Annotated in this window: 24 protein-coding genes; 10 read left to right on the forward strand and 14 right to left on the reverse strand. The window is 40.5% G+C overall.

What is annotated here, in order from left to right:
- Nucleotides 1–205: 205 nt before the first annotated feature.
- A complete protein-coding gene (locus VB691_RS06290) occupies nt 206–724 on the reverse strand; it encodes a PadR family transcriptional regulator (RefSeq protein WP_323290619.1) in 519 nt (172 codons plus the stop codon).
- Nucleotides 725–886: 162 nt separating this feature from the next.
- Here VB691_RS06290 and VB691_RS06295 point away from each other — a divergent pair, with 162 nt between their 5' ends.
- Both VB691_RS06295 and VB691_RS06300 read left to right on the forward strand, forming a co-directional pair.
- Complete coding sequence (locus tag VB691_RS06295; RefSeq protein WP_323290620.1) at nt 887–2,350, forward strand: efflux RND transporter periplasmic adaptor subunit; 1,464 nt, start codon at nt 887–889, stop codon at nt 2,348–2,350.
- Nucleotides 2,351–2,401: 51 nt separating this feature from the next.
- The gene (locus VB691_RS06300) at nt 2,402–5,524 is read left to right on the forward strand and encodes an efflux RND transporter permease subunit (protein ID WP_323290621.1); all 3,123 of its coding nucleotides are present in this window, start codon (nt 2,402–2,404) and stop codon (nt 5,522–5,524) included.
- A gap of 21 nt (nt 5,525–5,545) precedes the next feature.
- On the opposite strand, the gene VB691_RS06305 is transcribed toward VB691_RS06300, so the two are convergent.
- Entirely contained in the window at nt 5,546–5,698 is a 153-nt protein-coding gene (locus tag VB691_RS06305; protein ID WP_323290622.1) for a hypothetical protein, read from the reverse strand.
- Between the two features lie 109 nt (nt 5,699–5,807).
- Between VB691_RS06305 and VB691_RS06310 the strand changes: the two genes are divergently transcribed.
- Both VB691_RS06310 and VB691_RS06315 read left to right on the forward strand, forming a co-directional pair.
- A complete protein-coding gene (locus VB691_RS06310) occupies nt 5,808–6,089 on the forward strand; it encodes a hypothetical protein (protein ID WP_323290623.1) in 282 nt (93 codons plus the stop codon).
- 81 nt (nt 6,090–6,170) lie between these two features.
- Nucleotides 6,171–7,664 carry a UDP-N-acetylmuramoyl-L-alanyl-D-glutamate--2,6-diaminopimelate ligase gene (locus VB691_RS06315; RefSeq protein WP_323290624.1) on the forward strand — a complete coding sequence of 498 codons (1,494 nt, stop codon included), beginning with the start codon at nt 6,171–6,173 and terminating at the stop codon, nt 7,662–7,664.
- A 72-nt stretch (nt 7,665–7,736) separates the two neighbouring features.
- Here the strand turns inward: VB691_RS06315 and VB691_RS06320 are convergent, their stop codons facing one another.
- Nucleotides 7,737–8,657, reverse strand: coding sequence for a c-type heme family protein (locus tag VB691_RS06320; RefSeq protein ID WP_323290625.1), 921 nt, complete (start codon nt 8,655–8,657; stop codon nt 7,737–7,739).
- A 312-nt stretch (nt 8,658–8,969) separates the two neighbouring features.
- Here VB691_RS06320 and VB691_RS06325 point away from each other — a divergent pair, with 312 nt between their 5' ends.
- Complete coding sequence (locus tag VB691_RS06325; protein WP_323290626.1) at nt 8,970–9,854, forward strand: phosphate/phosphite/phosphonate ABC transporter substrate-binding protein; 885 nt, start codon at nt 8,970–8,972, stop codon at nt 9,852–9,854.
- A 3-nt stretch (nt 9,855–9,857) separates the two neighbouring features.
- On the opposite strand, the gene hisD is transcribed toward VB691_RS06325, so the two are convergent.
- A complete protein-coding gene (gene hisD / locus VB691_RS06330) occupies nt 9,858–11,159 on the reverse strand; it encodes a histidinol dehydrogenase (RefSeq protein ID WP_323290627.1) in 1,302 nt (433 codons plus the stop codon).
- Nucleotides 11,160–11,523: 364 nt separating this feature from the next.
- On the opposite strand from hisD, the gene VB691_RS06335 reads away from it, so the two are divergent.
- The gene (locus tag VB691_RS06335) at nt 11,524–12,579 is read left to right on the forward strand and encodes a hypothetical protein (protein ID WP_323290628.1); all 1,056 of its coding nucleotides are present in this window, start codon (nt 11,524–11,526) and stop codon (nt 12,577–12,579) included.
- Here VB691_RS06335 and rnc read toward each other — a convergent pair whose 3' ends face one another.
- The 5 genes from rnc to VB691_RS06360 all read right to left on the reverse strand — a co-directional run bounded on the left by rnc (nt 12,580) and on the right by VB691_RS06360 (nt 15,983).
- A complete protein-coding gene (gene rnc / locus VB691_RS06340; protein WP_323290629.1) occupies nt 12,580–13,290 on the reverse strand; it encodes a ribonuclease III in 711 nt (236 codons plus the stop codon). It lies immediately after the preceding gene.
- A gap of 79 nt (nt 13,291–13,369) precedes the next feature.
- Entirely contained in the window at nt 13,370–13,852 is a 483-nt protein-coding gene (locus VB691_RS06345) for a DUF29 domain-containing protein (protein ID WP_323290630.1), read from the reverse strand.
- 38 nt (nt 13,853–13,890) lie between these two features.
- Complete coding sequence (locus tag VB691_RS06350; protein ID WP_323290631.1) at nt 13,891–15,360, reverse strand: TldD/PmbA family protein; 1,470 nt, start codon at nt 15,358–15,360, stop codon at nt 13,891–13,893.
- A 129-nt stretch (nt 15,361–15,489) separates the two neighbouring features.
- A complete protein-coding gene (locus tag VB691_RS06355; protein WP_323290632.1) occupies nt 15,490–15,747 on the reverse strand; it encodes a Txe/YoeB family addiction module toxin in 258 nt (85 codons plus the stop codon).
- A complete protein-coding gene (locus VB691_RS06360; RefSeq protein ID WP_323290633.1) occupies nt 15,744–15,983 on the reverse strand; it encodes a hypothetical protein in 240 nt (79 codons plus the stop codon). Before VB691_RS06360 ends, VB691_RS06355 begins: the two co-directional genes overlap by 4 nt.
- Before the next feature lie 212 nt (nt 15,984–16,195).
- Here VB691_RS06360 and VB691_RS06365 point away from each other — a divergent pair, with 212 nt between their 5' ends.
- Both VB691_RS06365 and VB691_RS06370 read left to right on the forward strand, forming a co-directional pair.
- A complete protein-coding gene (locus VB691_RS06365; protein WP_323290634.1) occupies nt 16,196–16,504 on the forward strand; it encodes a carbon dioxide-concentrating mechanism protein CcmK in 309 nt (102 codons plus the stop codon).
- Nucleotides 16,505–16,583: 79 nt separating this feature from the next.
- Nucleotides 16,584–16,940: a BMC domain-containing protein gene (locus tag VB691_RS06370; protein WP_323290635.1), complete on the forward strand. Its 357-nt coding sequence runs from the start codon at nt 16,584–16,586 to the stop codon at nt 16,938–16,940.
- Between the two features lie 18 nt (nt 16,941–16,958).
- Here VB691_RS06370 and VB691_RS06375 read toward each other — a convergent pair whose 3' ends face one another.
- Both VB691_RS06375 and VB691_RS06380 read right to left on the reverse strand, forming a co-directional pair.
- Nucleotides 16,959–18,137 carry a CIA30 family protein gene (locus VB691_RS06375; protein WP_323290636.1) on the reverse strand — a complete coding sequence of 393 codons (1,179 nt, stop codon included), beginning with the start codon at nt 18,135–18,137 and terminating at the stop codon, nt 16,959–16,961.
- Nucleotides 18,138–18,257: 120 nt separating this feature from the next.
- Nucleotides 18,258–18,596, reverse strand: coding sequence for a thioredoxin family protein (locus VB691_RS06380; protein ID WP_323290637.1), 339 nt, complete (start codon nt 18,594–18,596; stop codon nt 18,258–18,260).
- Nucleotides 18,597–18,865: 269 nt separating this feature from the next.
- On the opposite strand from VB691_RS06380, the gene VB691_RS06385 reads away from it, so the two are divergent.
- A complete protein-coding gene (locus VB691_RS06385; RefSeq protein ID WP_323290638.1) occupies nt 18,866–20,128 on the forward strand; it encodes a transposase in 1,263 nt (420 codons plus the stop codon).
- 262 nt (nt 20,129–20,390) lie between these two features.
- Here VB691_RS06385 and VB691_RS06390 read toward each other — a convergent pair whose 3' ends face one another.
- The gene (locus VB691_RS06390) at nt 20,391–21,107 is read right to left on the reverse strand and encodes an NnrU family protein (protein WP_323290639.1); all 717 of its coding nucleotides are present in this window, start codon (nt 21,105–21,107) and stop codon (nt 20,391–20,393) included.
- 149 nt (nt 21,108–21,256) lie between these two features.
- On the opposite strand from VB691_RS06390, the gene VB691_RS06395 reads away from it, so the two are divergent.
- A complete protein-coding gene (locus VB691_RS06395; protein ID WP_323290640.1) occupies nt 21,257–22,258 on the forward strand; it encodes a LysR family transcriptional regulator in 1,002 nt (333 codons plus the stop codon).
- 35 nt (nt 22,259–22,293) lie between these two features.
- Here VB691_RS06395 and VB691_RS06400 read toward each other — a convergent pair whose 3' ends face one another.
- Together VB691_RS06400 and VB691_RS06405 are read right to left on the reverse strand one after the other, a co-directional pair.
- The gene (locus VB691_RS06400; protein WP_323290641.1) at nt 22,294–23,511 is read right to left on the reverse strand and encodes an ATP phosphoribosyltransferase regulatory subunit; all 1,218 of its coding nucleotides are present in this window, start codon (nt 23,509–23,511) and stop codon (nt 22,294–22,296) included.
- 71 nt (nt 23,512–23,582) lie between these two features.
- Nucleotides 23,583–24,368, reverse strand: coding sequence for a biotin--[acetyl-CoA-carboxylase] ligase (locus tag VB691_RS06405; protein ID WP_323290642.1), 786 nt, complete (start codon nt 24,366–24,368; stop codon nt 23,583–23,585).
- Nucleotides 24,369–24,371 lie beyond the last annotated feature (3 nt).

The raw sequence follows: 24,371 nt of genomic DNA on the forward strand, positions 1-24,371 counted from the left end.
CATTTTGATCTAATTCAAAAGCAACATCAAATGTTAACTTAACAGAATTCATTAGTATAAAAACCAGTATAGTTTAATCTTTAGTTTTCGTTGGAGAATTTAATATCTAATCAAAGAGAGGGCGTAGGCCATACGCCCCTACGTCCCAATTTTTTCGCTGGTAGGGGCCCAATGCTTGCGCCCTCTGGCTTGCTTTAAATAACCATTAAACTAATTTTTTTTGTTCTAACAAAATTTGTTCACTTAGCCAACTAATTTCAGTTTCAATTACCAATTTAAACCTTTGCCAAGCAGCCGCTTGATAGGGATCATCCGGCAATTCTTCCATATCCTTATCTGCGAGTCTTGATTGACATTTTATTAAACGATTTTCTAATAATTTTAAGCGTTCTGCTGATTCCAAATAACTAAAAAAGAAAAATTTAATCATAAAGCGGGAACGGGCATGAACCCAACTTTCCTGGGGCTGTTCCATCATTTTTTGATGCCATCGGGCTTTTCCTGTGGCGGTAATACGATAGATTTTGCCCGATGCCCCATGCTTACTCTCTGGGTCGATTATGACACAAATTAATCCTTTCTGTTCCAATCGCCGCATTAATGGGTAAATTGCGCCATAATTCGCACTAATACAGCCACTCATAAATAATTCTAATTGTTGTTTAAGGCGATAGCCATTTAACGGTTCTCCTTGTAATAGCCCTAAAGTTGCAAGTTCAAGCATTGATGTATCAAACTGATATATATAGTTGTTATATTAAGAATTAATAAGGCAGCTTAGCAAAAAAATTGAGACAATTATCATTAGGTATCTAAAAATATGCTCCCTACCCAATATAAACCACCTATAATCTCACCTGACACTGTTCAAAAGGAATCCACACCTATGTCCAACTTACAACGAAGACGTTGGCCTTTTATCCTGGGTTTACTGTTGCTCGTTGTGGGGGCAGGTTTGGGGGGGAATTTCTGGTTAAATAGTCAAAAAAATGCGGCCACTTCAGGGGCGTTTGCCCAAAAAACGCCGCCCACCTCAGTCAAATTAGCCAGTCTCAAACCAGACATCATTAAAAATACCTCCGATGTGGTGGGAACAATTGAAGCCAGTAGTGCGGTAATTCTCAAGCCAGAAATTGAAGGCAGAATCGAGCAAATTTTGGTCAAAGAAGGCGATCGCGTGAGCAAAGGGCAAGTTATCATCAAACTGGACAACGGCGACTGGCAAGCCCAATTACTGCAAGCTCAGGCTAAATTAGCTAGTACCCAGGCCAAACTCGCTGAATTACAAGCAGGAAGCCGCCCTGAAGACATTGACGAAGCCCAAGCCAGTTTACAGGAAGCGAAAGCTCGGTTAGATAACGCTCAAGGGGGAAGTCGCCCTGAAGAAGTTGCCCAAGCAGAGGCTCAAGTGAACTCAGCCCAAGCAGAAGCAGAATTAGCTCAACAAAGGGTGGCCCGTTATGAAAATCTGAAGGAAGAGGGGGCCGTTTCTGCGGATCAATATCAAGAATATTCAACTCAGTCTCGCAGTGCCACCGCAGCTTTAGAACAGGCAAAACGGCGTTTATCCCAACTACAAAAAAGTCGTCGCTCTGATGTGACAGAATTAGCGGCAGCAGTGGAAAGGGAAGCCCAAAACCTGAGACGCTTGCAAAACGGCCCCCGATCTGAAGTTATTGCCCAAGCTAAAGCAGATGTGGCTGAAGCGATCGCTCAAGTTCGTATGGCAGAAGTTAACGCCAACAAAACCCAAGTAATGGCGGCCATTTCAGGCATAGTAGGGGATATTCCTGTTGAAATTGGGGATTATGTGAGAGAAGGGGATACTTTAACCACCTTAACGGAAAATAATCTGCTGGAACTTAATTTGTCTATTCCCTTAGAAAAAGCCCCTCAACTGCGATTAGGTTTACCCGTAGAAATTTTAGACCTTCAAGGAAAAGCGATCGCCTCTGGGCAAATTAGTTTTATTTCTCCCAATGTTACCGCAGATTCTCAATTAATCTTGGCGAAAGCGACTTTTAATAATGGGAATCGAGATTTATTGAACCGCCAATTTATTCAAGCTAAAGTGATTTGGGAACAACGTCCTGGGATTTTAATTCCTGCTACTGCCGTATCTCGTTTAGGGGGACAAACTTTTGTTTTTGTGGCTAAACCTCATGAGTCTGCTAAAAAGGATGAACCTAAATTGATGGCTCAACAAAGACAAGTAGAATTAGGAGATTTACAAGGGAATAATTATCAAGTTATTAGCGGTTTGGAAGTGGGGGAAAAAATTGTCACTGCTGGTATTCTTCAACTTAAAGATGGTGCGCCCATTCAACCCCTTGAATCAAGTCAGAAGTAATAATTAATAAGGGTTTGCCTTGTGTAACTAAAAAATTACTCCCTAAACATCATGAATTTTGTTGATTTCTTTATCAAACGGCCTGTTTTTTCAACAGTTTGCGCCCTCTTAATTTTATTAGTAGGATTGATTAGTTTATTAAACCTACCTGTGGATCGTTTTCCTGATATTAGTCCGACGAATGTTCAAGTTAGGGCAACTTATAGCGGGGCCAGTGCAGAAGTAGTCGAAAATGCCGTAACTAACATCTTAGAAAGGCAAATTAATGGGGTTGAAGGACTCAGATATATTAGTTCTACCAGTAGTAATAGTGGTACAAGTAGTATTACTGTTACCTTTGATTCGTCACGAGATCAAGATTTAGCGGCTGTTGATGTACAAAATCAAGTGGCAATTGTACAATCTCAATTGCCTGATGATGTTCAACGCACGGGAGTACAAGTCAGTCGAGAATCTAATAATTTACTGTTAGGAATTGGTTTATTTAGTGACAATGATCGCTATGATAATATTTTCTTGAGTAACTATGCAGATCAATATTTAATTGATGCTTTAAAACGTATTGATGGAGTTGGAAATGTTCGGATTTTTGGGGAACGTCGTTATGCTATGCGTCTTTGGTTAGATCCAAATCGTTTGGCAAGTCGAGGCCTAACAACCCAAGATGTGGTTAGGGCTTTATCGGAACAAAATCTACAGGTTGGGGCGGGAAAAATTGGGGCTGAACCCGCAGTTAAAGGGCAAGAATATCAATTTGATTTACGGGCAATTAGTCAATTAAAAGATCCTAAAGAGTTTGATAATCTCTTATTAAAAACCGATGAAAATGGCTCATTAATTTATTTTAGAGATGTGGGGAGAGCAGAATTAGGGGCAGAAGATTATAGTTCTTTTTTACGATTTAGAGGACAAGAAGCCGTTGGTATTGGGGTTTATCAAAGAACGGGATCAAATGCTTTAGATGTAGCCAAAAAAGTGAAAGCAGAAATGGAAAGATTAGAGGGTTTCTTTCCCCCTGATTTACAATATGCAGTGGCTTTTGATACCACTCAATTTGTAGAAGAATCTTTATCTGAAGTGGTCAAAACTTTAATTATGTCTGTGGGATTAGTGATTTTAGTGATCTTGATTTTTCTACAGAATTGGCGAACCACTTTAATTCCTGCTTTAACGATTCCTTTGGCTTTAATTGGTACTTTTGCCTTTATTAAGGTCTTTGATTTTTCTATTAATAGTTTGACTTTATTTGGCCTAACCTTAGCAACAGGAATGGTTGTGGATGATGCCATTATTGTTGTAGAACAAATTAGTCGTTATATCGAAGATGGAGATATGTCTCCTCAAGAAGCTGCTAGTAAAGCGATGGGGGAATTATTTGGGGCAGTTATTGCCACATCTTTAGTCTTAATGGCCGTTTTTGTTCCTGTGGCATTCTTTCCAGGAACAACAGGAGCATTGTATCGACAATTTGCCCTAACTATTGCTTTTTCTATTGCTATTTCTACCTTTCTGGCTGTTACTTTAACCCCGTCTTTATGTGCCTTAATCTTGGAAAAGGGTCAAAAACTTCCAGGGTGGATCGGTGTGATTTTTGCCTATTTTAATCATTTCTTAGACTGGATAACAGAACAATATCGGCGATCGCTTAATACCTTGGCCCATTTTCGAGGGGTTGTTGTCGCAATTTTTACCTTACTTTTAGGGGTAACAGTTTGGTTATATATCAACGTCCCCACCGCTTTTATGCCAGAAGAAGATCAGGGCTACTTTATAACTATTATTCAAGCCCCTCAAGGAGTCTCTTTACAATACACCAGTGATGTTATCCGAAAGGTCGAAAAGGCAATTTTAGAAGAACCAGATGTACAGGGAACCTTTGCGGTGGGAGGGTTTTCCTTTAGTGGAAATAGTGCCAACCAAGGGATTATTTTTAGCCCCCTTAAACCTTTTAAAGAACGTCGTGGCCCTCAACATTCGGCCCAAGCTGTTATTGGTAAACTATGGGGGAAATTTAGCCAAATTCCTGAAGCCCAAATTTTTCCCGTTAACCCCCCAAGTATTCGAGGATTAGGGAATTTTGGCGGTTTTGCCTATCAATTACAAGATCGACAAGGAACGGGAGATATTAATAATTTAGTGCAGGTGATGGGGTCATTATTGGGAGCCGCCAATCAAAATCAGGCTCTAAGCCGGGTTTTTAGCAGCTTCTCAGCTAATACACCTCAATTTTTGATTGAAGTGAACCGTAATAAGGCCCAAGCCCTTCAGGTGTCTATTAATGACATTTTTAGTACCCTACAAACGGCTTTAGGGTCGCGCTATGTTAATGATTTTACCTTACAACAACGCACCTATCGGGTTTATGTGCAAGCTGATAGTCAATTCCGTGCCAACCCTGATGACGTGAAAAAATTATATGTGCGATCGGCAACGGGTCAGATGATTCCTTTATCAAATTTAGTCACGATGACTGCAACAACGGGGCCCCAAACTATTTCTCACTATAATCTATTTCGTGCTGTGGAAATTAATGGTTCTCCTGCTCCTGGTGTGGGTTCGAGTAATGCTATTAAAGCGATGGAAACCCTCTCAAAACAGCTATTACCACCAGGGTTTGGTTATGAATGGTCGGGGACTTCTTTAGAGGAGATAGAATCAGGAGGATTAGCTCCTATTATTTTCGGGTTAGGGTTATTATTTGTGTTCTTGGTATTAGCAGCCCAATACGAAAATTATGTTGATCCTTTCATCATTATTATTGCGGTTCCCTTAGCTATTTTAGGAGCATTAACAGCCCAATCATTAAGGGGATTTCCTAATGATGTTTATTGTCAAATTGGTTTGGTTATGTTGATTGGTTTATCCAGTAAAAATGCGATCTTAATTGTGGAATTTGCTAACCAATTACGAGAGGAAGGTTTACCCTTAGTTAAAGCAGCAGTAGAAGCAGCACAAGAACGCTTAAGACCGATTTTAATGACGGCAATTTCTACCCTATTAGGGATTTTTCCTTTGGTAGTAGCAACGGGGGCCGGTGCAGGAAGTCGTCAGTCCTTGGGAACGGCTGTTTTTGGAGGAATGTTAATTGCTTCTTTCTTGAGTTTATTTGTCGTACCAATTTTGTATATTGTGATTAAAATGGCAACGGAAAAATTGTTACCGAAGAAATCTTAAAGTATCTTGTTTACTCTTTAGCTAACATTCCATATCAATCGAAGGTAATCCAGAATTGGCAACTGTTCTCAAGGTAGTGCAAGCACTTGGGTTACGCTTGCGGGCTACTCCAATATGAAATACGGCGATCGCCGACGAGCGTAGGTTGGGTTGAGGAACGAAACCCAACATCATATTTATGTTCCTTGTTATCTGACATTATCTTCCCCCATTTTTTAAGCTTGATGTGTTGGGTTTCACTCCGTTCAACCCAACCTACAAGAGTAGCGATCGCAGTTACAATATGAACAATATTTCAATTGATGAACTTGAACAAAAAATTGAAGCAGGGGAAGAAATCATTGATCGCTATTTTGATGATTCGACAACGCGAGTAGGAACCCCTCATGAAATGATACCAAGAAGAAAGCAAAATTTTATAATAACGAATATTGATCTTCCTCAATCTATGGTAAACGAACTTGATACAATGGCAACAGAATTAAAGATTAATCGTGAAGCAGTTATTAAAATGATGTTGAGACGTAGCCTTGATGAACATTATATTGCTAAAAATAGATTATAAGCATTCCTAGTTTGTACAATATGAGGAACTTAGAAGACTGTTTAATAATCTACAGCTAAAAACCCTCTACCAACAATGATTATGATGAAACTCCGTGAATTATTAACTAAAGTTCCCACAATTGGGCAAAGTCCCGATCATTCTGCCTTAGAACGAGATATTAAAGGAATTTCTACTAATTCCCATGCTTGTCAACTGGGAGACTTATTTATTGGAATGCCAGGAACCCGTGTAGATGGTGGTGAATTTTGGCAAAGTGCGATAGAAGTTGGTGCAGTAGCCGCCGTTATTAGTCCCCAAGCCGCCGCTAAATTTCCTCCAACCTCTGATCATTGTGTGATCATTGTCGAAGATTTGATCACCGTAGCGGCTGACTTAGCGGCTGCATTTTATAATTATCCTACCCAACAATTAAAAATGATTGGGGTAACAGGAACTAATGGGAAAACAACTACCACCCATTTAATTGAATATTTTCTCACTCAATGTCAATATCCGACAGCGTTATTAGGGACTTTATATACTCGTTGGCCAGGATTTCAACAAACAGCAATTCACACTACACCCTTTGCTACAGAATTACAAGCACAACTGGCCCAAGCAGTGGCAGCTAATAATCAATATTGTGTCATGGAAGTTAGTTCCCATGCCTTGGCCCAAGGTCGAGTTAAAGGGTGTGATTTTGCGGTTAGTGTGTTTACGAATTTGACCCAAGATCACTTAGATTTTCATAAAAATATGGAAGATTATTTTGGGGCAAAACAGTTATTATTTACCCCTGAATATTTACAGGGACGAGCAATTATTAATTTAGATGATTCCTATGGAAAACGACTCATGGAAACTTTAGATTCGGGGTCAGTTTGGAGTTATAGTGTCAATGAGACAAAGGCTGATTTTTATACCAGTGATCTCAATTATCAAGCGACAGGGGTAGGGGGAACATTACACACACCAAAAGGCAGCATTGCTTTTAATTCTCCCTTGGTCGGACAATTTAATTTATCTAATTTATTGGCCGCCGTAGCAACTGTCTTACAATTTGGGTTAGATTTAACGACAATTATCGAAAAATTGCCCCAGTTTTTAGGAGTTCCCGGACGTATGGAACGGGTACAAATTAGCGAAGAACAAGATATTAGTGTGATTGTTGATTATGCCCATACCCCTGATAGTTTAGAGAATTTACTTAAGGCTGCTCGTCCTTTTATTGGGGGTAAAATGATATGTGTCTTTGGCTGTGGTGGTGATCGTGACCGCACTAAACGCCCTTTAATGGGGAAAATATCGGCTGAATTAGCAGATATTTCTGTAGTAACATCTGATAACCCTCGCACAGAAGATCCTCAAGTAATTTTAGCAGATATCTTAACAGGAATTCCTCAACCAGTAGAGCCGTTAGTTATTAGCGATCGCGGGGAGGCAATTTATACGGCTATTCAACAAGCGAAACCAGGAGATGGAGTTTTAATTGCCGGAAAAGGTCATGAAGATTATCAAATTTTAGGAACTGAAAAGATTCATTTTGATGATCGTGAGGAGGCAAAAAAAGCCTTAGAAATACGATTAGAATAGTTAATACTAAGTCACAAATAATTGAAGAAAATAGAGATGAAATTACTCTATTTTCTATTTCATAGCATCTGATTATTCTGTGTCAGAATTTAACATATCCATAGCAATTTCTAAGCTGACTTTCATCCGGTTTAGGGAAGCGGCTAACATCCCCATTTCATCATCAAACTGGTGTTCAAATTCTTGAGTTAAATCTCCCGTACTAATTCTTTGGGCTAACTGAGCCATTTTTTTCAACGGTTTTGTGACTGTTATCTTCAGAAAGAAGTTGATGATAATAATAGCAACTAACAAACAAACAACGAGAATACTGGTCACAGAAAATTGAAGTTTTTTGGCACTTTTTAAGATCTTATTCGCGGGAACTAAAATCATTTGTATACCGACAACTTCATGTAATTTCCAACCAAACCCATTATCTTTGCCATAGGTGACTAGCAAGCTTTTTGGAGCAACATTAGGGGTGCTATGACAGCGCAAACAGCTTTCTTTAGAAACATTAATTGGCCGAGCAATATAAAAGATATCGCCGCTATTAAATGAGCGGAAACCTGCTGTTTGTTTTAAATTAGAATCCTTGCGAAATGTTTCGACAATTTCCGTTTCAAATTGATCTGCTTTATCTCTTAAATTTGTCGGATTTAAGGTAGCTTCCTTGTAGAAGAAATCTTTATAACCACCTTGTTCTCTAAAATATTCAAACACTTCACGGGCTGCATATGCTGGCACAGTTTGGGGTAAAAATTGATTATCCGTCTCCAATCGAGAAGCTAATTCAGGATTAACTTTTGTGCTAGTATAATTACGAATAGCACTCATGGTTTCCATTAACACTAAAGCTTGATCCGTGACCACTTGTTCAGCATTATGGGAGAGAATCAGGGATAAAAATCCCCCACTAAGCAAGATGATGATAACCGAGATGGCGATCAGCAAAATATTAAGTTTTGTCGCAATCTTAAGATTTTTGAACAGTTTATTATCTTTGAGCATTGTTTCGTTCCTGAAAAACCATGAAGGAATCCTTAAAAAAGCTAAGGGTGAAGACTTTAGCTACTAAAAAATGTAAACTGAGATGAGAACGGCTAGTTTTAAGTTTGTTTACAATCAGTTAACATGAGAAGCCATTTCTCTCAAAAAATTGCGCCCTGAGAGAAGCCATCATGATGAAATTATTGTTGGCTAGAGTCATAATCTAGTATGCCCGTATATCCTTGAGAAGTTTCATGACCTAATCAACAAAATTTAATAATGCTGATGAATTAGCAAAAATCCGATGATTTTGTCTGTTGGCTTTGAAAAATAATGATTAAGATCTTACCAAGTTCACCTGGCTTCACCATCAAGATGTTATCCCGCACTTTATTACTGATTTCGGTTCTTATTGCCCTGTTTGGCTGTCAGTCAAGACAGTCTTTTCCAGAGCGAATTACCCTAGGGGTAGTGAGTTTTGGTGAAAGTGAAAAACTAGAGAAAAATTATGGAGAACTCAAAACTTATTTAGAGGATGAACTCAATAGCATTGTTGAGTTAGAACCCACCTACAATGAACGCCAAGCCATTAGTCAAATCAACGACAACGCCTGGGAGATTGTGGTTGCTTCTCCAGGCTTAGCAGCGATCGCTGTATCCAAGGGAAATTATCTCCCCATTTTGCCCTTAGAAGGAGGATTAAACAGCCGTTCCGTTTTTATTGTCCGCCAAGACAGTCCCCTCAAAAACTTAAACCAATTAAATGGGAAAGCTGTCGCCTTAGGGCAACCAGGCTCAGCGACAGGGTATTATTTGGCCTTGTATAATCTTCATGGACTAACCCTGTCAGAAGTCCGCTTAGCTTCCACCCCCAAACAAGCACTAGAATGGTTGGCCGATGGAGAAATTGCCGCCGCCGCGATGTCTTTAGAGCAATATAATACCTATCGGGCGCAAGTCTCCCAAAATGGTTTTCGGATGTTGTTTCAAGATCAACATCACGTTCCCAATGGAGCCATCCTAGTCTCAGAAAAACTGTCTCAAATTGAGCAAGAAGCCTTATATAAAGCTTTAAGCAATGCCCCCCCCATGATTCCAGCTTCAGCGGGCTATGTGGCTAATGGCCCTATTCCCGATTATAAAGATTTGATGGAAATTATTAAACAAGTGACCCCCATCACCCCAAATCTACAAAAAAAACCGGCCCCCTTATATTGAACATTAATCAGAAAACTCAGTTTCTCCTTGTAACCGGACTCGAATGGCTTCAGCACTAGCTGGAAAGCCCTCAGCCAAGGCTAAAAGTTCTAAGGTGTGGGCCAGTTTTTTTAGTGCCAGAGGAGAATATTCAATCAAATTGGAGGGCTTTAAAAATGTATCCACCCCCACCGTGGTAGCATAACGAATCAATCCAGCCGGGGGCAGAATTACCCCAGAACTTCCTAAATAATCCCCAATCGCTTTCGGGGTTGTCCCCCCCATCAAAACAGTGCCAACAGCGCGAATTTGTTCCACAAAATCCCAAGGTTCAGCAATGGCTAACATCAGGGTAGGGGGCGCAAACTGATTCGTAATAGCGATCGCCTGTCCGATGGAATCTACCACCCCAATTAAACCATAATGAGCGATCGCCTTGGACGCAAGAATCCCATGAGCATTATCTTGTAACTGTTCCCGAACCTTTTTTTGCACCATTTGGGCCAGAGGTAGATCCGGGGTGAGTAGAATCACTGCTGCACTAGGATCTTGTTCAACTTGAGCCAAAAAATCCGCAGCAATTTGGGGAGAATTTGCTTTGCGATCGGCAATAATGAATAATTCTGAGGCATCCAGGGGATGATCAAGGGTAACAGTACCATAGACCATTTTTTTTGCCAAGGTGACATCTAACCCACCCGTTCCCGTAATCACCTCAACTTTGGGCAAGGTTTGGGTGCCATAGGCCAAGGCCCCGATAGCAGTCGCCCCTCCTAAACGATAAATTTCCTGAATACCGACGATCTGAGCCGCGACTAAAATATCAGGATGAATTTTTCCTTGGGCATCGGAGGGAGTGACTAAAACAATCTCAGGCACTTGAGCCACTTTAGCAGGAATCCCTTGCATCAGTACCCGACTAAGGCGAGAGGCTTGCTCTCCTGCGACATAAAGGCCGGCCCGTTTAACCGGTGTATAGCGTCGGGCCACAACCACATCATCCGCCTCAAATTTTACCCAAGATTTAGGAAGTTGTTGGCGATGAAACCGCTCTAACTGTTGGGCCGCAAGGGAAATAGCATCTAGTAACTCTTTGGGGATCTGTTGATAAGCTGCATCCAACTCTGAACCGCTAACCTGTAGCTGTTTTGGGTTCAAGGGTCGCTGCAACGGGTCAAGTAGACCTAAATCGCCGTGATGTTTAATTCTTTCAAGAATTTCTGCCACAGCAATTTCTTTGCCCTGAATCTCATCGCTATAAGGGCGATCGCGGATTCTTTCTAGTTCCGTTTGTATCTCAGCAGACTGGGTGATAATTCGCAGCATGGAGTCGAAATACCCCTCTTGGCTACTACCAACTATGAGTCTAGTGCAGCCTGATGGAAATAACCAACAAGTGGCAAAATCTTCAAAGCCTTACTAATCAATACTTCCGATGCACTCGCGCCCCCAGAACTTCTGATTGGCTACTGAGCGAAGCCGAAGTGCTGATTGGCTACTGAGCGAAGCCGAAGTGCTGACTGGCTACTGAGCGAAGCCGAAGTGCTGATTGACCCGTAGCGGCACTAGTCACTCACCTATCTAGCTTAGCTTGGATTTCTCTTAGGTTGTGGGATTCCTTTGCGGAGATGAGTTAGATTGAAAAATCTAGGATAAACTTAAAAGGTAAGACCAGAGCTTCGTCCGTCCTATGAGTCAGCCTAAACCACCTTCATCTTCATTTCGTTATTTTATCGCAGGACTTAAGCCTTTAGGCAAAGTTACTGTTTTGGTTCCCCTCGGTATTGTTGCCGTAGTTGCTTTAAGTTTCTGGCAATATTCCCAACACCCTGAATGGTTAATTGATAGTCCCTCTGCCAACTTCGGGGAAACTGGTGATGAGGTGGGAAATAACCTGGATATTGGGGTTAATCTTCAAGATCTTCCTGCAACAACTGATCAACTCCCTCTTAATCCTAATGCCTTGAATCCCGACTCTCCTCAAGCCCCTGGGGAATTGCCCTTAAATAACCCCGTAGGTGTCCCTAATTCTGAAAATTTTCTGACCCCCAATGGCCTAATTAATCCCCTCAACCAACAACCGTCTGAGCAAACCGCCTCAGAGAATGCCAATCCGCAACAGTCACAGCAATTTCAACCGCTGATTCCTAGTTTGAAGAATCTCGGCTCCCTGTTTCCCTCCATGTCTCCCTCAAAAAGTTCGAGTCAACCGATCAAAATTCCCGACCTCGAACCGCTTAAGATCGGTACTAATCAAGATAATGCCTTGAAAAATGCCTTAGATGATGTCTTCTCCCAACAAGCTCCCGCCTCGGACTCAAATCCCGCCCCTAGATCGGTTGGTGATTCTATCCCAACCTTACCGAGACAACCACAACCAAGCTTTCCAACTCCCTCAACTATCAGAAGCTCGGAGCAACCCGCCGCCCCTCAACCCTATCGCAACCCCTACGCCAATTCTCCGGCCCCACCTTACCAAACCCCTTATAATCCTTCTTACTCTAACCCTCAAAGTCAACCCTATCAGTCACCCTATAATAACCCTTACTCTGTTTCTCCTCCTCAACCCTATAGCAACCCCTACGGGAATGGTATGGCACCGGCCCCCACTCCTGTCTATCCCCAACCTTCTCAGCCTGTAAATGGCTACAATCAGCCTAATTACCCTTTCCAACCTGAGCAAAGGCCTCAACAAAATAGGTACGGAATACAACAGCCTCAAGTTAGTGGTTCTGAAAATTACTAATTATTGTTGAACGACGGCAAAAAAAGCTTCTTTGGCCGCTGCTTGTTCTGCTAATTTTTTAGAACGTCCCTGACCTGTTCCTAGTTTACGGTTTTTTAACCAAACTTCTGCGAGAAAACGTTCCTGATACTCCCCACTTAAGGGTTGTTCTGTTATCCTATATTCTGGCAGCATTTTATATTGAGCTTGTGTCCATTCTTGTAGGGCATCTTTATAGTTTTGCATGGCGGGATCTTGACGAATTTCAGCCGCTTTTGTAATTAGAAGGGGATCTAACCAAGGACGCACAAAATTCATGGTGTGTGTGCTTAAATAAAGTGCGCCTAAAACCGCTTCAAAGGCATCTGCTAACCAAGATACACGGCCAATTTTGTCCTGGGCCGCACTTTCTGAGATGAGGAGGTAGCGATCTAACCCATAACTCTCAGCAAACTCGGCTAAGGTGCGATCGCTGACTAACATTGAGCGAATTGCAGCAAATTCCCCAACGAGAGCATTAGGATAGGTTTCTAGCAGTACCTCAGCAGCAACTAGTCTTACCACTGAGTCTCCCACAAATTCCAGTTGTTGATAATTCTTATCTCTGGAAATGGTGGGATGGGTTAGAGCTAAATCGAGTAATTCCCAGTTAACTGAAATGGTATCAGATAAACCGAGTTTTTGCATAAAGTTTCGCAGTTGTTTGTCTCGTCGGGAGTCTAAGAAAGCCATTATTTAGATCAGAAGTTGTACAGGGGAATAATCTTTATTAATATTATATTCTAATCTTATTGAAAAATTTTAAAGATAATTATGGCAACCATTCCTGACTAAGTAGCTGCTCAAGAGAGTAGGGACATTCTACAGGAAAGTTTACTGTATTTTGGGTCTTGATTTTAACAAAACCTAACGCATCTTCATAAATATTATTTAATTCTGATTCTAAATAATTACGCAAATTAGTGGTTATTTTTCGTCTTAATTGAACTCTAAATGTATAAATTTCTCCTTGCCAATGAATTATATTATATTCTCTTTCTTCTGTCCAGAATTGTGATAATAATAAATGACGAATTACCTGTTCTAATAAACTAGCAACAGCATTTTTCTTTTCCTTTCCCAAGTCCTCTAATTCCTCTATTAAATTCTCTAAATCTAAATCATTAAATTGCTTATTCTTGAGTAACTTCACTGTTTCTTCAAGCCATTGAGAATCATCAAGATCATAGATTTGTTTTAAATTGGTAACAACATAATTCATCATTAAACTTAAGCTAAAACGAAAAAGTACCATAGGGACAATTCATGAATTGTCCCTACAAATTGTGGATATTATCGACCACCAACGGTGATTTTATCTACTTTTAAATGGGGTTGACCAACGGTAACATAAATACTACCACTGACAGATCCACAGAACCCTGGAGCAAGTCCTAAATCTTGGGAACACATAGATATTTCATTCATAATATCTTTAGCTGTCCCGATCAAAGTTGCCCCTTTTAATGGTTTTGTTACCTGGCCATTTTCAATTAAATAAGCTTCAGAAACAGAGAAATTAAATTCACCTGTTGCACCAACACTTCCCCCTCCCATTTGCTTACAATAAATACCCTTATCTACCGAAGAAAATATATCATCAATGGAATAATTTCCAGGGGCAATATAAGTATTTCGCATCCGAGAAGCAGCAGCATAGGCATAACTTTGACGGCGGCCACTACCCGTGCGAGGATGACCTGTACGCAGTGATCCGGTGCGATCTGCTAAAAAGTTCTTAAGGATGCCATTTTCAATTAATAGAGTGCGTTGAGTGGGCATTCCTTCATCATCCATATCCACTGTACCAAAGGCTTTATCAGACCTTCCTTCATCCCAAGCTGTTAAATTTTCATGAGCAATTTTTTCGCCTTTTTTCTCCATAAAAGGTGTGGTTTTATGTTCAATTTGTGTTGTTTCTAAGAGATGTCCACAAGCTTCATGAAAAATCACCCCACCAAATTCATTGGCCATAACAATGGGATAATTGCCTGACTCAACAAAATCAGCATAAAGCATTTTTCCGGCTGATTCTGCGACACTTTCTGCGGCAGTTTCATAGTCCCATTGTTTTAAGAAATAAGGATTACTGGTATCCCCAAACCGTTTACTCATGGAAGCGCGATGAGTTCCATCTGCACAGAATAAAGAATAACCAACTGATTGAGTGAGACGGATATCTCTGGCAAATGTGCCATCACTCGAAGCGACTAAAATTTCCTGCCAGTCTCGAAAATACATGGCGCGACGGGACTGAATATGAGATGCTTTTTGGGCTAATTTATGGTTAGCATTTAACAAAATTTGACCCGTTTCTTCGATTGAACTACAGTTCGGCAACCAAAGTTCTTTATCTTTGGTTGTGGCATAATCTCGTAATAATTCTAAGTTAATTTCTGGGATATAAGCATTAGGAGAAGGTAAGGTTAAACCTAATATTGAGAGTCCTTTTTCTAGGGCTGTTTTTAACCCTATAAAAGAGACATCATTGGTGCTGACATAACAGTCTGCTTTGCCTTTAAATATTCTGATTCCTGCCCCTGTAGAAAGACGGGGAGAAATACTGGTAATGGCATCTTCTTCTGCTAAAGAACTGATATAATTAACCCGTTCTAGGAAGATTTCTAAAAAATCTGCCCCCGCAGCCCTTCCTAAGCCTAACAAAGTTGATAGGGGTGCTTGCCAGCTATTATCAAAGCGATCGCGGCTAGACTGATAGGTTAATTGAGGGATTTCTTTAGAGATTAACAGGGTGGGTGACATAGATGTTTTCCTTCGTTGGGTTTTGACAATAAACTTTGGGGATTTTATTGTTTTTTTGAGTCATCAAGCTTTAATTATAACAAACCTGTAGGGGTTTAACATTGTTAAACCCAAACCCCTTAATCATAATTAGTAATGAAATCGACAGGAAATAATAACAATATCTTCATCAGTAATATTATAAACTAAGCGATGTTCATTGGTAATACGTCGTGACCATAGACCTGATAAATCATATTTTAACGCTTCTGGTTTTCCTAAACCAGAAAAAGGATCTCGTTGAATATCTTTAATCAGGGTAACGATTTTATTATAAATTTTCTTGTCTTCTACTGCCCATTGATTAAACTCATCGAACCCTCGCGGTAAAAATGCAATTTTTCTCATAAGTTTGCAGGATCAATATAGATATATTTTTGAGGTTCTTTTAGTTCCTCTAATGCTTCCATCAAATTACGACGATTTGCTTCTGTGGACAATAAATATTCTGTTTCATCTACTTCTGATTCTGGTTTTTCATTAACTAATAAAATTGCCTCGACAATGGTTCCTTCTGGTAAATCTAAGGGAGGCAAATCAAGTTTACCGTTTTTAATTGTTACTTTGTATTTAAAAGCATTCATGATTTGAATTCACAATTGTTTACTCCTCAATTATACAATACATCCGTAATTGTTAATTTGTATTTTGTCACGACCAACATTATCACCATCCCCTTGATGATTTTGTTCGATTTCCCATGATTCTTGTTCTTCATTCATAACTTATAAAAAAAGCGGCATTGTCATGATATAATCAACCCTGAGAATTAAAATGCGTCCCCAAGAGAGCTAATATGCCCCAAGCCGTCGGTGTCATTCAAACCATAGGATTTCCTGCCGTTTTAGCCGCTGCTGATGCTATGGTTAAAGGTGGGAGAGTCACCATTGTCTATTTTGATAAGGCGGAACGAGGGGAATTTTTAGTCGCCATTCGTGGCCCCGTTTCCGAAGTTAAAGGATCAATGGAAGCAGGTAAAGAAGCCGCCAAAAAATCCTATGGTGGTGAAGTAGTCAGTCATTATATTGTTCCTAACCCCCCGGAAAACCTCCTCGCTGTTTTACCGTTAGATTACAGCGAAGAAGTCGAACAATTCCGCGTTTAAGCAGGATGCGTCACCATTTCGTCATAGAATTAAATTTATTGTTATTTACGCAATCATCTAGGATATAGGAGATACATTTATGCCAGCCCAACCTGCTGTCGGATCGATTGAATCAAAAGGCTTTCCAGGTATTTTAGCTGCGGCTGATGCGATGGTCAAGGCGGCCCGGATCACAATTGTGGGTTATATTAGAGCCGGAAGTGCGCGGTTTACCCTCAATGTTCGCGGTGACGTGCAAGAGGTGAAAACGGCAATGGCAGCAGGAATTGAAGCCATTGAACGTACAGAAGGCGCAACCTTAGAAACTTGGGTGATTATTGCCCGTCCCCATGATAACGTTGTCGGTGTTTTACCCATTGATTATAGTGAAGCTGTAGAACCCTTCAGAGCATCCGCTGAAGGTATTGCTCTGCCCGGTTTGGGTTCTAGTTCATAATTAGTATTAACGGGACTGTTAGGATAGGTTAGGAACCTGTCCTAGATCGCCAAAGGTTTTTTGACAAGCGGCGGGAGAGTTTAGCACTTGTAGACAAAAATCAGCGATCGCCTCTAAACTTTGACTAGGCGCAATAATACTATAATTCAGTCCACTTTGACGCACTAATTCTTCCCCAATAGAACCGATTAAAATAAATTCAGGGGTGTTAACTTTCGCCCCATAAGCTTTAATTGTGGTTAAATCTAAGCGAAATAAACCAGGGGAAAATGTCTGATTTAAACCCCCATCATATTCAAATTTACTTTGCATTAATTGCATTGAATAGACACAACTGGGATCAAATTTCCCCATTTCTGAGACAGTTTTGGCCCGAAAAACAGGAATGAGATCAGTAAAGGGAATGCGTACATTGGTGGGACAGTTATAAAAGGTATCAAAGGAATAACAATAACCCACACCATCCCATTTACCCTCACAACGGGTAATAAACTTATATCGTTTACCATCTCCTTGAACTCGTAATTCTATTCCTTCATAATTAGATAAATTTAAAGGTGGTTGTAAATTACGGGTTCTCACAGAAGCAAACCCCCCATTATTGGCGGTTGAAACATTACCAAAAAAGACGGCCCGATCTTGTTCTAAACGGATATTACTCTCACTGACACCTCCCATGACAACATCATCAATGGCCCCCCAAGTATTTTTTAAGTCTTCATTCGGGTTCGTAAAATCAAATAATAATTTTTCACTTGATCTGAGATATTTTTTAACGACTGAGAGTAAATTTTTCAGCCCTGCTTCTTCTGGGGAATTATCAAAGTTTTTCCCGCAATAAATCACTGCTGAAACATTTTCCAACAGTTTCGGTGTGAGGGTTTCGGGATGGTTAATATCTGCTTGAATGAGTTCTACTTCTGGGGCCAAAGAAGTTTTGGCGGTTTCTTTATCCCCTACTAAAGCACGAACCCGATAATTATTATGCAACAAACGACGTACAATAGTTTGGCCTAATTCTTCTGTGGTCCCAACAATTAAAATCATACTCATGGTGTTATTCTCTAGGTTAGGTAAAGTGCGATCGCTTGAATTAAACAGTTTTTGCAGATTGCTAAATAAAGGAATCAGATCAAAATAGTTTAGCGTGGCGAAAAGTCGCCCTATATCCCAGGTTTCACGCTTATTATTACTCATAATTATTATCTATTTTTTTGTTACTCTATTCTTAACTGTAACTAAGATTTTAATAATTGTGATTTTCTGGCTGGTTTGCTGTCCCCTAAAAGCGATTAGGGGACTAAGATTCTCATAAATTTAAGCGGATCGTGCCAAGGCGTTCAAACTTACTCGACGAAGGGTTTGTATCAGTTCATCTCTTCCCTGAAACCCTTCAATTCGATGAATGATGTGTCCCTCGTTAAAAAGAATCAGAGTGGGGAGATTTTTTAGCTGATAAGTATTGGCCAGTTTAAAATTCTCATCAGCGTTCACACTCACCACTTGTAACGGGCCTTCCCATTCTGTCTGCACTTTCGAGAGTAAAGGGTTAATTAACAGGCATAACCCACACCAAGGGGCCCAAAAGTGGACAAGGACAGGGTTAGGAGATTCTAAAACAGTTTGGGAAAAGGTTTGATTATTAACTGATAACATGAGCAATCAGGCTGAGTTTATCCATTTGTTATAAAAGTCTTGGGATTATGCTACATCCATTTGGGATCGTCTGACAAAAGGAATTTGACCACTGACCTGAGTTCGGTGTTAGGAGTTCGGAGGTCGGAGTTCTGATTTTTTCAACAGAATGTCGGCAGGAATCCCCGCACGGTTGAGTGCGTGGGAGGAATGCCGACCAATAAATAAACCGCAAAGCGTCCATATTTTAGAAACCTATGCTACAATAGTATCACCTTTTGAAAAAAGCAATGTCTGAAACCCTACCCATAACAGTTGCTTGCAAAATAGAAGTCAGTAGTAGTATCGCCAAAGAAATTGACGAAACAATGCTGGTTTTTGCGAGTGCTTGTGATTGGATTAATAGCAATACCCCCGAAAAGATGACTAACAAAACTGCTATGCAGTCTCTAGTTTATCATCAGGTAAGGCTTAATTTTGGGTTATCTTCTAACTTAGCAATTCAGGCAATTAGACGAGTATGTGCTAACCGAAAAACAGCTAAACAGAAGGGACGGAAAGTTAAAGCTTCGGCTCCGCTCAGCTTTAACGTCGAGCGTAGTCGAGACGTTAAAGAATTCAGTCCAACTTCTATTAGTTACGATGCCAGAATATTTAGCTTTAGAGAAGACGATTGGACAGTCAGCTTAAAACTATTAAACAGCCGCCAAAGATTTAAACTTCTAATTGGTGGCTATCAAATTGGTTTCTTGAAAGGGAAAGCCCCAACAGCGGCCACATTAGTTAAGCGAAAGAATGGTGACTATTACATTCATATTACTTTAGATGAACCAACTCAGCCAGAAACTAAAACAGATAGGGTTTTAGGGGTTGATTTAGGTAGAACTGATATAGCAACCACATCAGAAGGGGAATCATGGTCAGGGAAACAGATTACGGATAAAAGAAATCATTATGCGAAACTGAGAGCAGTTATTCAGAAGAAAGCCTCGAAAGGCACAAGGTCAACTAGGCGGCGTTGTCGTCAGTTACTGGCACGGTTGTCAGGCAAAGAAAAACGTTTTCAGAAGCATATTAATCATAAGATATCCCGTCAGTTGGTAAATAATGCTGTTACCAACAAACAAGCTATCGCCATTGAGGAATTAACAGGGATAAGAGAACGTACCAATAGAAAACCTAGAAGCAAAAAAGATAAGCGTTTGGGTAATAATTGGGCGTTCTATCAGTTACGGCAATTCTTGACTTACAAGTGTATCTTGTCCGGTGTAAAACTCATCTTGGTCAACCCTGCATATACGTCATTGAGTTGTCATAAATGTTTTGTTATTGGTGATAGAAGCGGGAAAAGATTTAGCTGTAATAACTGCGGTAATAAATGCGATGCAGATTATAACGGCGCACAAAATATAAAGGCATTGGGGGCGATTATAAACCGCCCTGGAGGTTCAGGTCTTTCTTGTAAGCTAAAAACTGAAGTTACTTATATTCAGCTTAGCTTATTTGAAGATCTAGGGCTACTGAAAACCCCATCCGCCTATGCGGTGGGGTAGTTTATCCAAACGATTATCCAACGGAATATCAAGAAGAAAAATCCCGAACCTGCTATCACCATTCATCGCGGTAGTCGTAGCATACAGTGTCATGAGGTTGATATTCGTGGAAATTGCAAAGTAATCTATGGAAACCCGAAAAACTGTGGTGCTAGAGTTTGGATAGAAGTCGAGCCATCGATAGAGGTGGTTGGAAAGGTATTTGCGGCGGCTTGAAGATCAGCAGGAAGTCTACCTCATCAGTTAATTAGTGCTTGGGGACTTACCAAGGTACTTGAGCCGTCACTTGCATCAACCAAGGATGACCCCACCACAGTAAAGCGATAAATCCCATAATACCTAAGTAGGCCGGTCGGATAAATTCTTGCCAGTTGAGGGTTTGACGACCCTGTAAGATGGCTAAAAAGGGAATTATAGAAGTTCGTTCCTTAACCTTGAGAAATGCGTCTCCGTAGCGTTTTTTGAGGCGATAATCTCCATGCCACACAGCAAAGAGATGATGAGCAATTAAACCCAAGGAAGTTAACAATGTAAATGTGGTTCCGATCCATAGGGTATGGGCAATACACCAGATTACTTGTCCCACCATTTGAGGATGACGGCAAATCCGCAAAATGCCTGTTTCATACAGATGGATTTGAGGTTTGGTAATGGCCGCAATTTCTAAAAGATTAAAGGTAGCAGGATAGAGGAAAAAGAAGGAAATGGCAGACATTCCCCAGACAAAGGGTTTAATCCCTGGAACCCCTTGAACTTGCCATAAACTGAGGCCATCATAACGATGATTAAAAAAGTAAATAATTAAACCCACAGCCAGAGGAATACTCACTAAGGCAAAAACTACCCGATAGAGTCTAGCCCCGATTTTACTTTCTCCCCAAGCACGGAGGGCCGCGAGTCCACTATGGGCGATCGCAAATCCGAATAATAGCCCTAACATAATCCCATGACTAGGAGTTAGCCAGGTGGATATTCCCATGATGTTGATGTTTCCTCTAAAATGAAGTGCAGTGTTTTTCTGCATTTACCATCCTAGAGTAAATTGATCCCCTGTTGTGCTACTGTCATCTTCAGTAGTGATCCTGGTTGCATTTCTATTAACTCCTTACATACTTTTTTGATTGACCTATGTCAGATATTCCTTTTACTTTAGATCAATTGCGTATCCTCAAAGCGATCGCTGCTGAGGGGAGTTTTAAGCGGGCCGCCGATACTTTATATGTGTCGCAACCTGCGGTGAGTCTCCAAGTGCAAAATTTAGAAAAACAGCTAAATGTACCATTATTTGATCGCGGGGGACGTAAGGCACAATTAACGGAAGCTGGCCATTTATTGTTGTCTTATGGAGAAAAAATTATTACTCTGTGTCAAGAAACTTGTCGGGCCCTGGAAGATTTACAAAATCTCCAAGGGGGAACTTTAATTGTTGGGGCATCTCAAACCACAGGAACTTATTTATTGCCCCGCATGATTGGTTTATTTCGACACAAATACCCTGATGTGGCGGTTCAATTACAGGTTCATTCTACCAGACGCACTTCTTGGGCAGTCGCTAATGGACAGGTTGATTTAGCAATTATTGGGGGAGAAGTTCCCGCAGAATTGCAAGAAATCTTAAGAATTATGCCCTATGCTGAGGATGAATTGGCTTTAATTTTACCGATAGATCATCCTTTAGCCAAAGCTTCGACCATTCAAAAAGATGATTTATATCGCCTCAATTTTATTACATTGGATTCTCAATCAACCATTCGTAAGGTGATTGATAAGGTTTTAACTCGCTGTGAAATTGATACAAAACGGCTCAAAATTGAAATGGAATTAAATTCAATTGAAGCGATCAAAAATGCAGTTCAAGCTGGTTTAGGGGCTGCATTTGTTTCAATTACAGCCATTGAAAAAGAGTTACAACTAGGAGGAATTTATGTGGCTAGTATTAAAGAAATAGAGGTCAGAAGAACTTTATCGGTAATTATTAATCCGAATCGTTATCGCTCTAAAGCGGCTGAAGCTTTTATTCAAGAGATTTTACCAGAGTTTTCAACCTACCCTGAATTATTAACCTTAGAACATTTTTCAAATACTGCTAATGAGTTGGGTGAGGTTGTTAGTAATATGGCTAAAACTTAAGGCTTTTCTTTTAGCCATATTTTCCGGGTACAATTTTACAACTTTTCAATGATTGGTTCTTGATTTTCTTCTATCCAAGCTAAGTTTTTAATCCCATTTTGTTGAGCATCATCTCGAATTTCCTGGGGTGATCTTCCCCCTAAATCAATAGCAACTCTAACAGATTCTTGCGTTTTTCGCAATGCTTGGGCATAATTCAAAGTTACTGCTTGATCTTGAGGGGTTTTAGCAATTACCAACCAATCAATTAAGGGCGGGTTTTGGGGTAAAATAGCAGTGGGTAATAAACAGGCCTGTAATTCTTCTAAATTGAGAGAAAACCCAATCCCTGGCGCGGATTTTTGTTGAGGATGATAAACTCCCAATAATTGATCGTAGCGTCCCCCTTGCCCTAAAATTCGGAGTTGATTGTCTGTTTGTCCAATGGCTTTAAAAACAATTCCTGTATAATAGTCAAAGGTTTGAATTAAACTTAAATCTAAGGTCAAAGATAAAGAACTAGAACAACTTTTATTAACTAATTCTATCAAAGATTTTAGATTATTAAGACTCTCTTTTCCCTCCTCATCTAAGGCTAAATCCACAACCTTTGATAACACTTCTTCGGGCTTTCCTCGTAAATTAAATAATAGTTTAGCCCGTTGCTCTAATTCTGAGTCGGGATAATCTAAATTTTCTAAGGTAACATAGTCTAATTGAGCAAGACAATGACGTACCTGCTGTCTGAGAGGAAGGGGAAACGGAGAAAGCAGCGATCGCGTTAATCCCGCTTCTCCTAGAATAATTTGCCCCTGGGGAATTTGTAACTGGTTGAGACAGTCAGCGACTAACAGGAGAATCTCCGCATCCGCTAAAACCCCTCCTGCAAAGAGCAATTCTACCCCTGCTTGATAAAATTCTAACTGTCGTCCATGGTGTCCCGTTGGTGGGTTGCGAAATACATTGGCTCGATAACAAAGCCGTTGAGGGTAGCTAGTTTCCGTCATGCGAGTAACAGCGGCCCGAGCAATGGAGGCAGTTAATTCAGGCCGCAGTCCCAATTGTCCACTGGCGTTATTCTGAAGTTGAATAACGGTAGAATGTTCGATCGCCCCTCCGGCCATCAAAGTGTCTAACCATTCAATGGTAGAGGTGACGATGCGTTGATAGCCCCATTGTCCAAAAACGGCTTGCAACTTATCATTAATCCAAGCTTTTTGAACTACTTCTAAAGGCAGTAAATCTCTAGCTCCTGCGGGCGGTTGATGAATCATAAAGTTAAGAATAATTACCCCTCATCTATCTTAAGCTCAAAGTGGTAAGCTGATGCACTGCCCACCCTACTTTATTGCTCATAACCCAAAGAAATACTGCCTGGCGGTAAGTGAATTTCTGTTTTTGCCCCTGGTGCTTTTAAAGAGACTTTTAATTCCCCTTGAGGAGTCACCCCTGTAATAATTCCTGTTGCCCCTTCAATCATCACTGTGCGCCCCAAACTCTCTAACATGGTTAAATAATCCTTCAATAACCACTCAATTCCCTGAGAACAATAATATTGATAACCCTCAAACAATCCCTGAATAGTCAAGCCAGCTAAAGCTTCTAAGGATGGAATAAGTGTCTTTTGTTGAGCTTTAAAAAAAGATTGTAAATTAATCCCTGTGTCTGGTACAGGATTATCCCAATTAATACCAATGCCAATAATTCCTTGATAAATTATGCCTTGTTGAATCCGAGTTTCACTTTTAATACCCCCTAATTTTCGTCCTTCCAGAATTAAATCATTGGGCCACTTTAACTTGATCGGTAAATTATGCTTATGTAAGGCCTTGGCAATGCCCCAAGCACTGAATAAGGTTAGATGAGAGGCATTGACAGCCCGAAGGTTTAAAGTCAGGGCCAGGGACAAATAGAGTCCTCCTGGGGGTGAATACCAGGAACGGCCCCATTGTCCTCTCCCGGCAGTTTGTTGGGCAGCGATCGCTACTAAAGGCGGTGTTTTTCCTGCGTCGAGTAACTCCCACAAAATTTGATTGGTAGAAGTCACTGTCTCAAAAACATGAATTCCTTGGGATTCTAAAGGCACAGAGGGGGAAAGATGGGTTGCAATTAGCTGCTGATTAAGCATCATCAG

Source organism: Crocosphaera sp. XPORK-15E, from assembly GCF_034931425.1.
GTDB lineage: Bacteria > Cyanobacteriota > Cyanobacteriia > Cyanobacteriales > Microcystaceae > UHCC-0190.

Excerpts from the sequence above, each read along its gene's own strand:
- VB691_RS06300 (WP_323290621.1), top strand. The coding sequence starts at position 2,402 with ATGAATTTTGTTGATTTCTTTATCAAACGGCCTGTTTTTTCAACAGTT.
- VB691_RS06350 (WP_323290631.1), bottom strand. The coding sequence starts at position 15,360 with ATGTCACCCACCCTGTTAATCTCTAAAGAAATCCCTCAATTAACCTAT.
- VB691_RS06315 (WP_323290624.1), top strand. The coding sequence starts at position 6,171 with ATGATGAAACTCCGTGAATTATTAACTAAAGTTCCCACAATTGGGCAA.
- rnc (WP_323290629.1), bottom strand. The coding sequence starts at position 13,290 with ATGGCTTTCTTAGACTCCCGACGAGACAAACAACTGCGAAACTTTATG.
- VB691_RS06365 (WP_323290634.1), top strand. The coding sequence starts at position 16,196 with ATGCCCCAAGCCGTCGGTGTCATTCAAACCATAGGATTTCCTGCCGTT.
- VB691_RS06295 (WP_323290620.1), top strand. The coding sequence starts at position 887 with ATGTCCAACTTACAACGAAGACGTTGGCCTTTTATCCTGGGTTTACTG.
- hisD (WP_323290627.1), bottom strand. The coding sequence starts at position 11,159 with ATGCTGCGAATTATCACCCAGTCTGCTGAGATACAAACGGAACTAGAA.
- VB691_RS06385 (WP_323290638.1), top strand. The coding sequence starts at position 18,866 with ATGTCTGAAACCCTACCCATAACAGTTGCTTGCAAAATAGAAGTCAGT.
- VB691_RS06325 (WP_323290626.1), top strand. The coding sequence starts at position 8,970 with ATGATTAAGATCTTACCAAGTTCACCTGGCTTCACCATCAAGATGTTA.
- VB691_RS06355 (WP_323290632.1), bottom strand. The coding sequence starts at position 15,747 with ATGAGAAAAATTGCATTTTTACCGCGAGGGTTCGATGAGTTTAATCAA.
- VB691_RS06310 (WP_323290623.1), top strand. The coding sequence starts at position 5,808 with ATGAACAATATTTCAATTGATGAACTTGAACAAAAAATTGAAGCAGGG.
- VB691_RS06290 (WP_323290619.1), bottom strand. The coding sequence starts at position 724 with ATGCTTGAACTTGCAACTTTAGGGCTATTACAAGGAGAACCGTTAAAT.
- VB691_RS06375 (WP_323290636.1), bottom strand. The coding sequence starts at position 18,137 with ATGAGTAATAATAAGCGTGAAACCTGGGATATAGGGCGACTTTTCGCC.
- VB691_RS06395 (WP_323290640.1), top strand. The coding sequence starts at position 21,257 with ATGTCAGATATTCCTTTTACTTTAGATCAATTGCGTATCCTCAAAGCG.
- VB691_RS06405 (WP_323290642.1), bottom strand. The coding sequence starts at position 24,368 with ATGATGCTTAATCAGCAGCTAATTGCAACCCATCTTTCCCCCTCTGTG.
- VB691_RS06335 (WP_323290628.1), top strand. The coding sequence starts at position 11,524 with ATGAGTCAGCCTAAACCACCTTCATCTTCATTTCGTTATTTTATCGCA.
- VB691_RS06380 (WP_323290637.1), bottom strand. The coding sequence starts at position 18,596 with ATGTTATCAGTTAATAATCAAACCTTTTCCCAAACTGTTTTAGAATCT.
- VB691_RS06390 (WP_323290639.1), bottom strand. The coding sequence starts at position 21,107 with ATGGGAATATCCACCTGGCTAACTCCTAGTCATGGGATTATGTTAGGG.
- VB691_RS06345 (WP_323290630.1), bottom strand. The coding sequence starts at position 13,852 with ATGGTACTTTTTCGTTTTAGCTTAAGTTTAATGATGAATTATGTTGTT.
- VB691_RS06370 (WP_323290635.1), top strand. The coding sequence starts at position 16,584 with ATGCCAGCCCAACCTGCTGTCGGATCGATTGAATCAAAAGGCTTTCCA.
- VB691_RS06400 (WP_323290641.1), bottom strand. The coding sequence starts at position 23,511 with ATGATTCATCAACCGCCCGCAGGAGCTAGAGATTTACTGCCTTTAGAA.
- VB691_RS06305 (WP_323290622.1), bottom strand. The coding sequence starts at position 5,698 with ATGATGTTGGGTTTCGTTCCTCAACCCAACCTACGCTCGTCGGCGATC.
- VB691_RS06320 (WP_323290625.1), bottom strand. The coding sequence starts at position 8,657 with ATGCTCAAAGATAATAAACTGTTCAAAAATCTTAAGATTGCGACAAAA.
- VB691_RS06360 (WP_323290633.1), bottom strand. The coding sequence starts at position 15,983 with ATGAATGCTTTTAAATACAAAGTAACAATTAAAAACGGTAAACTTGAT.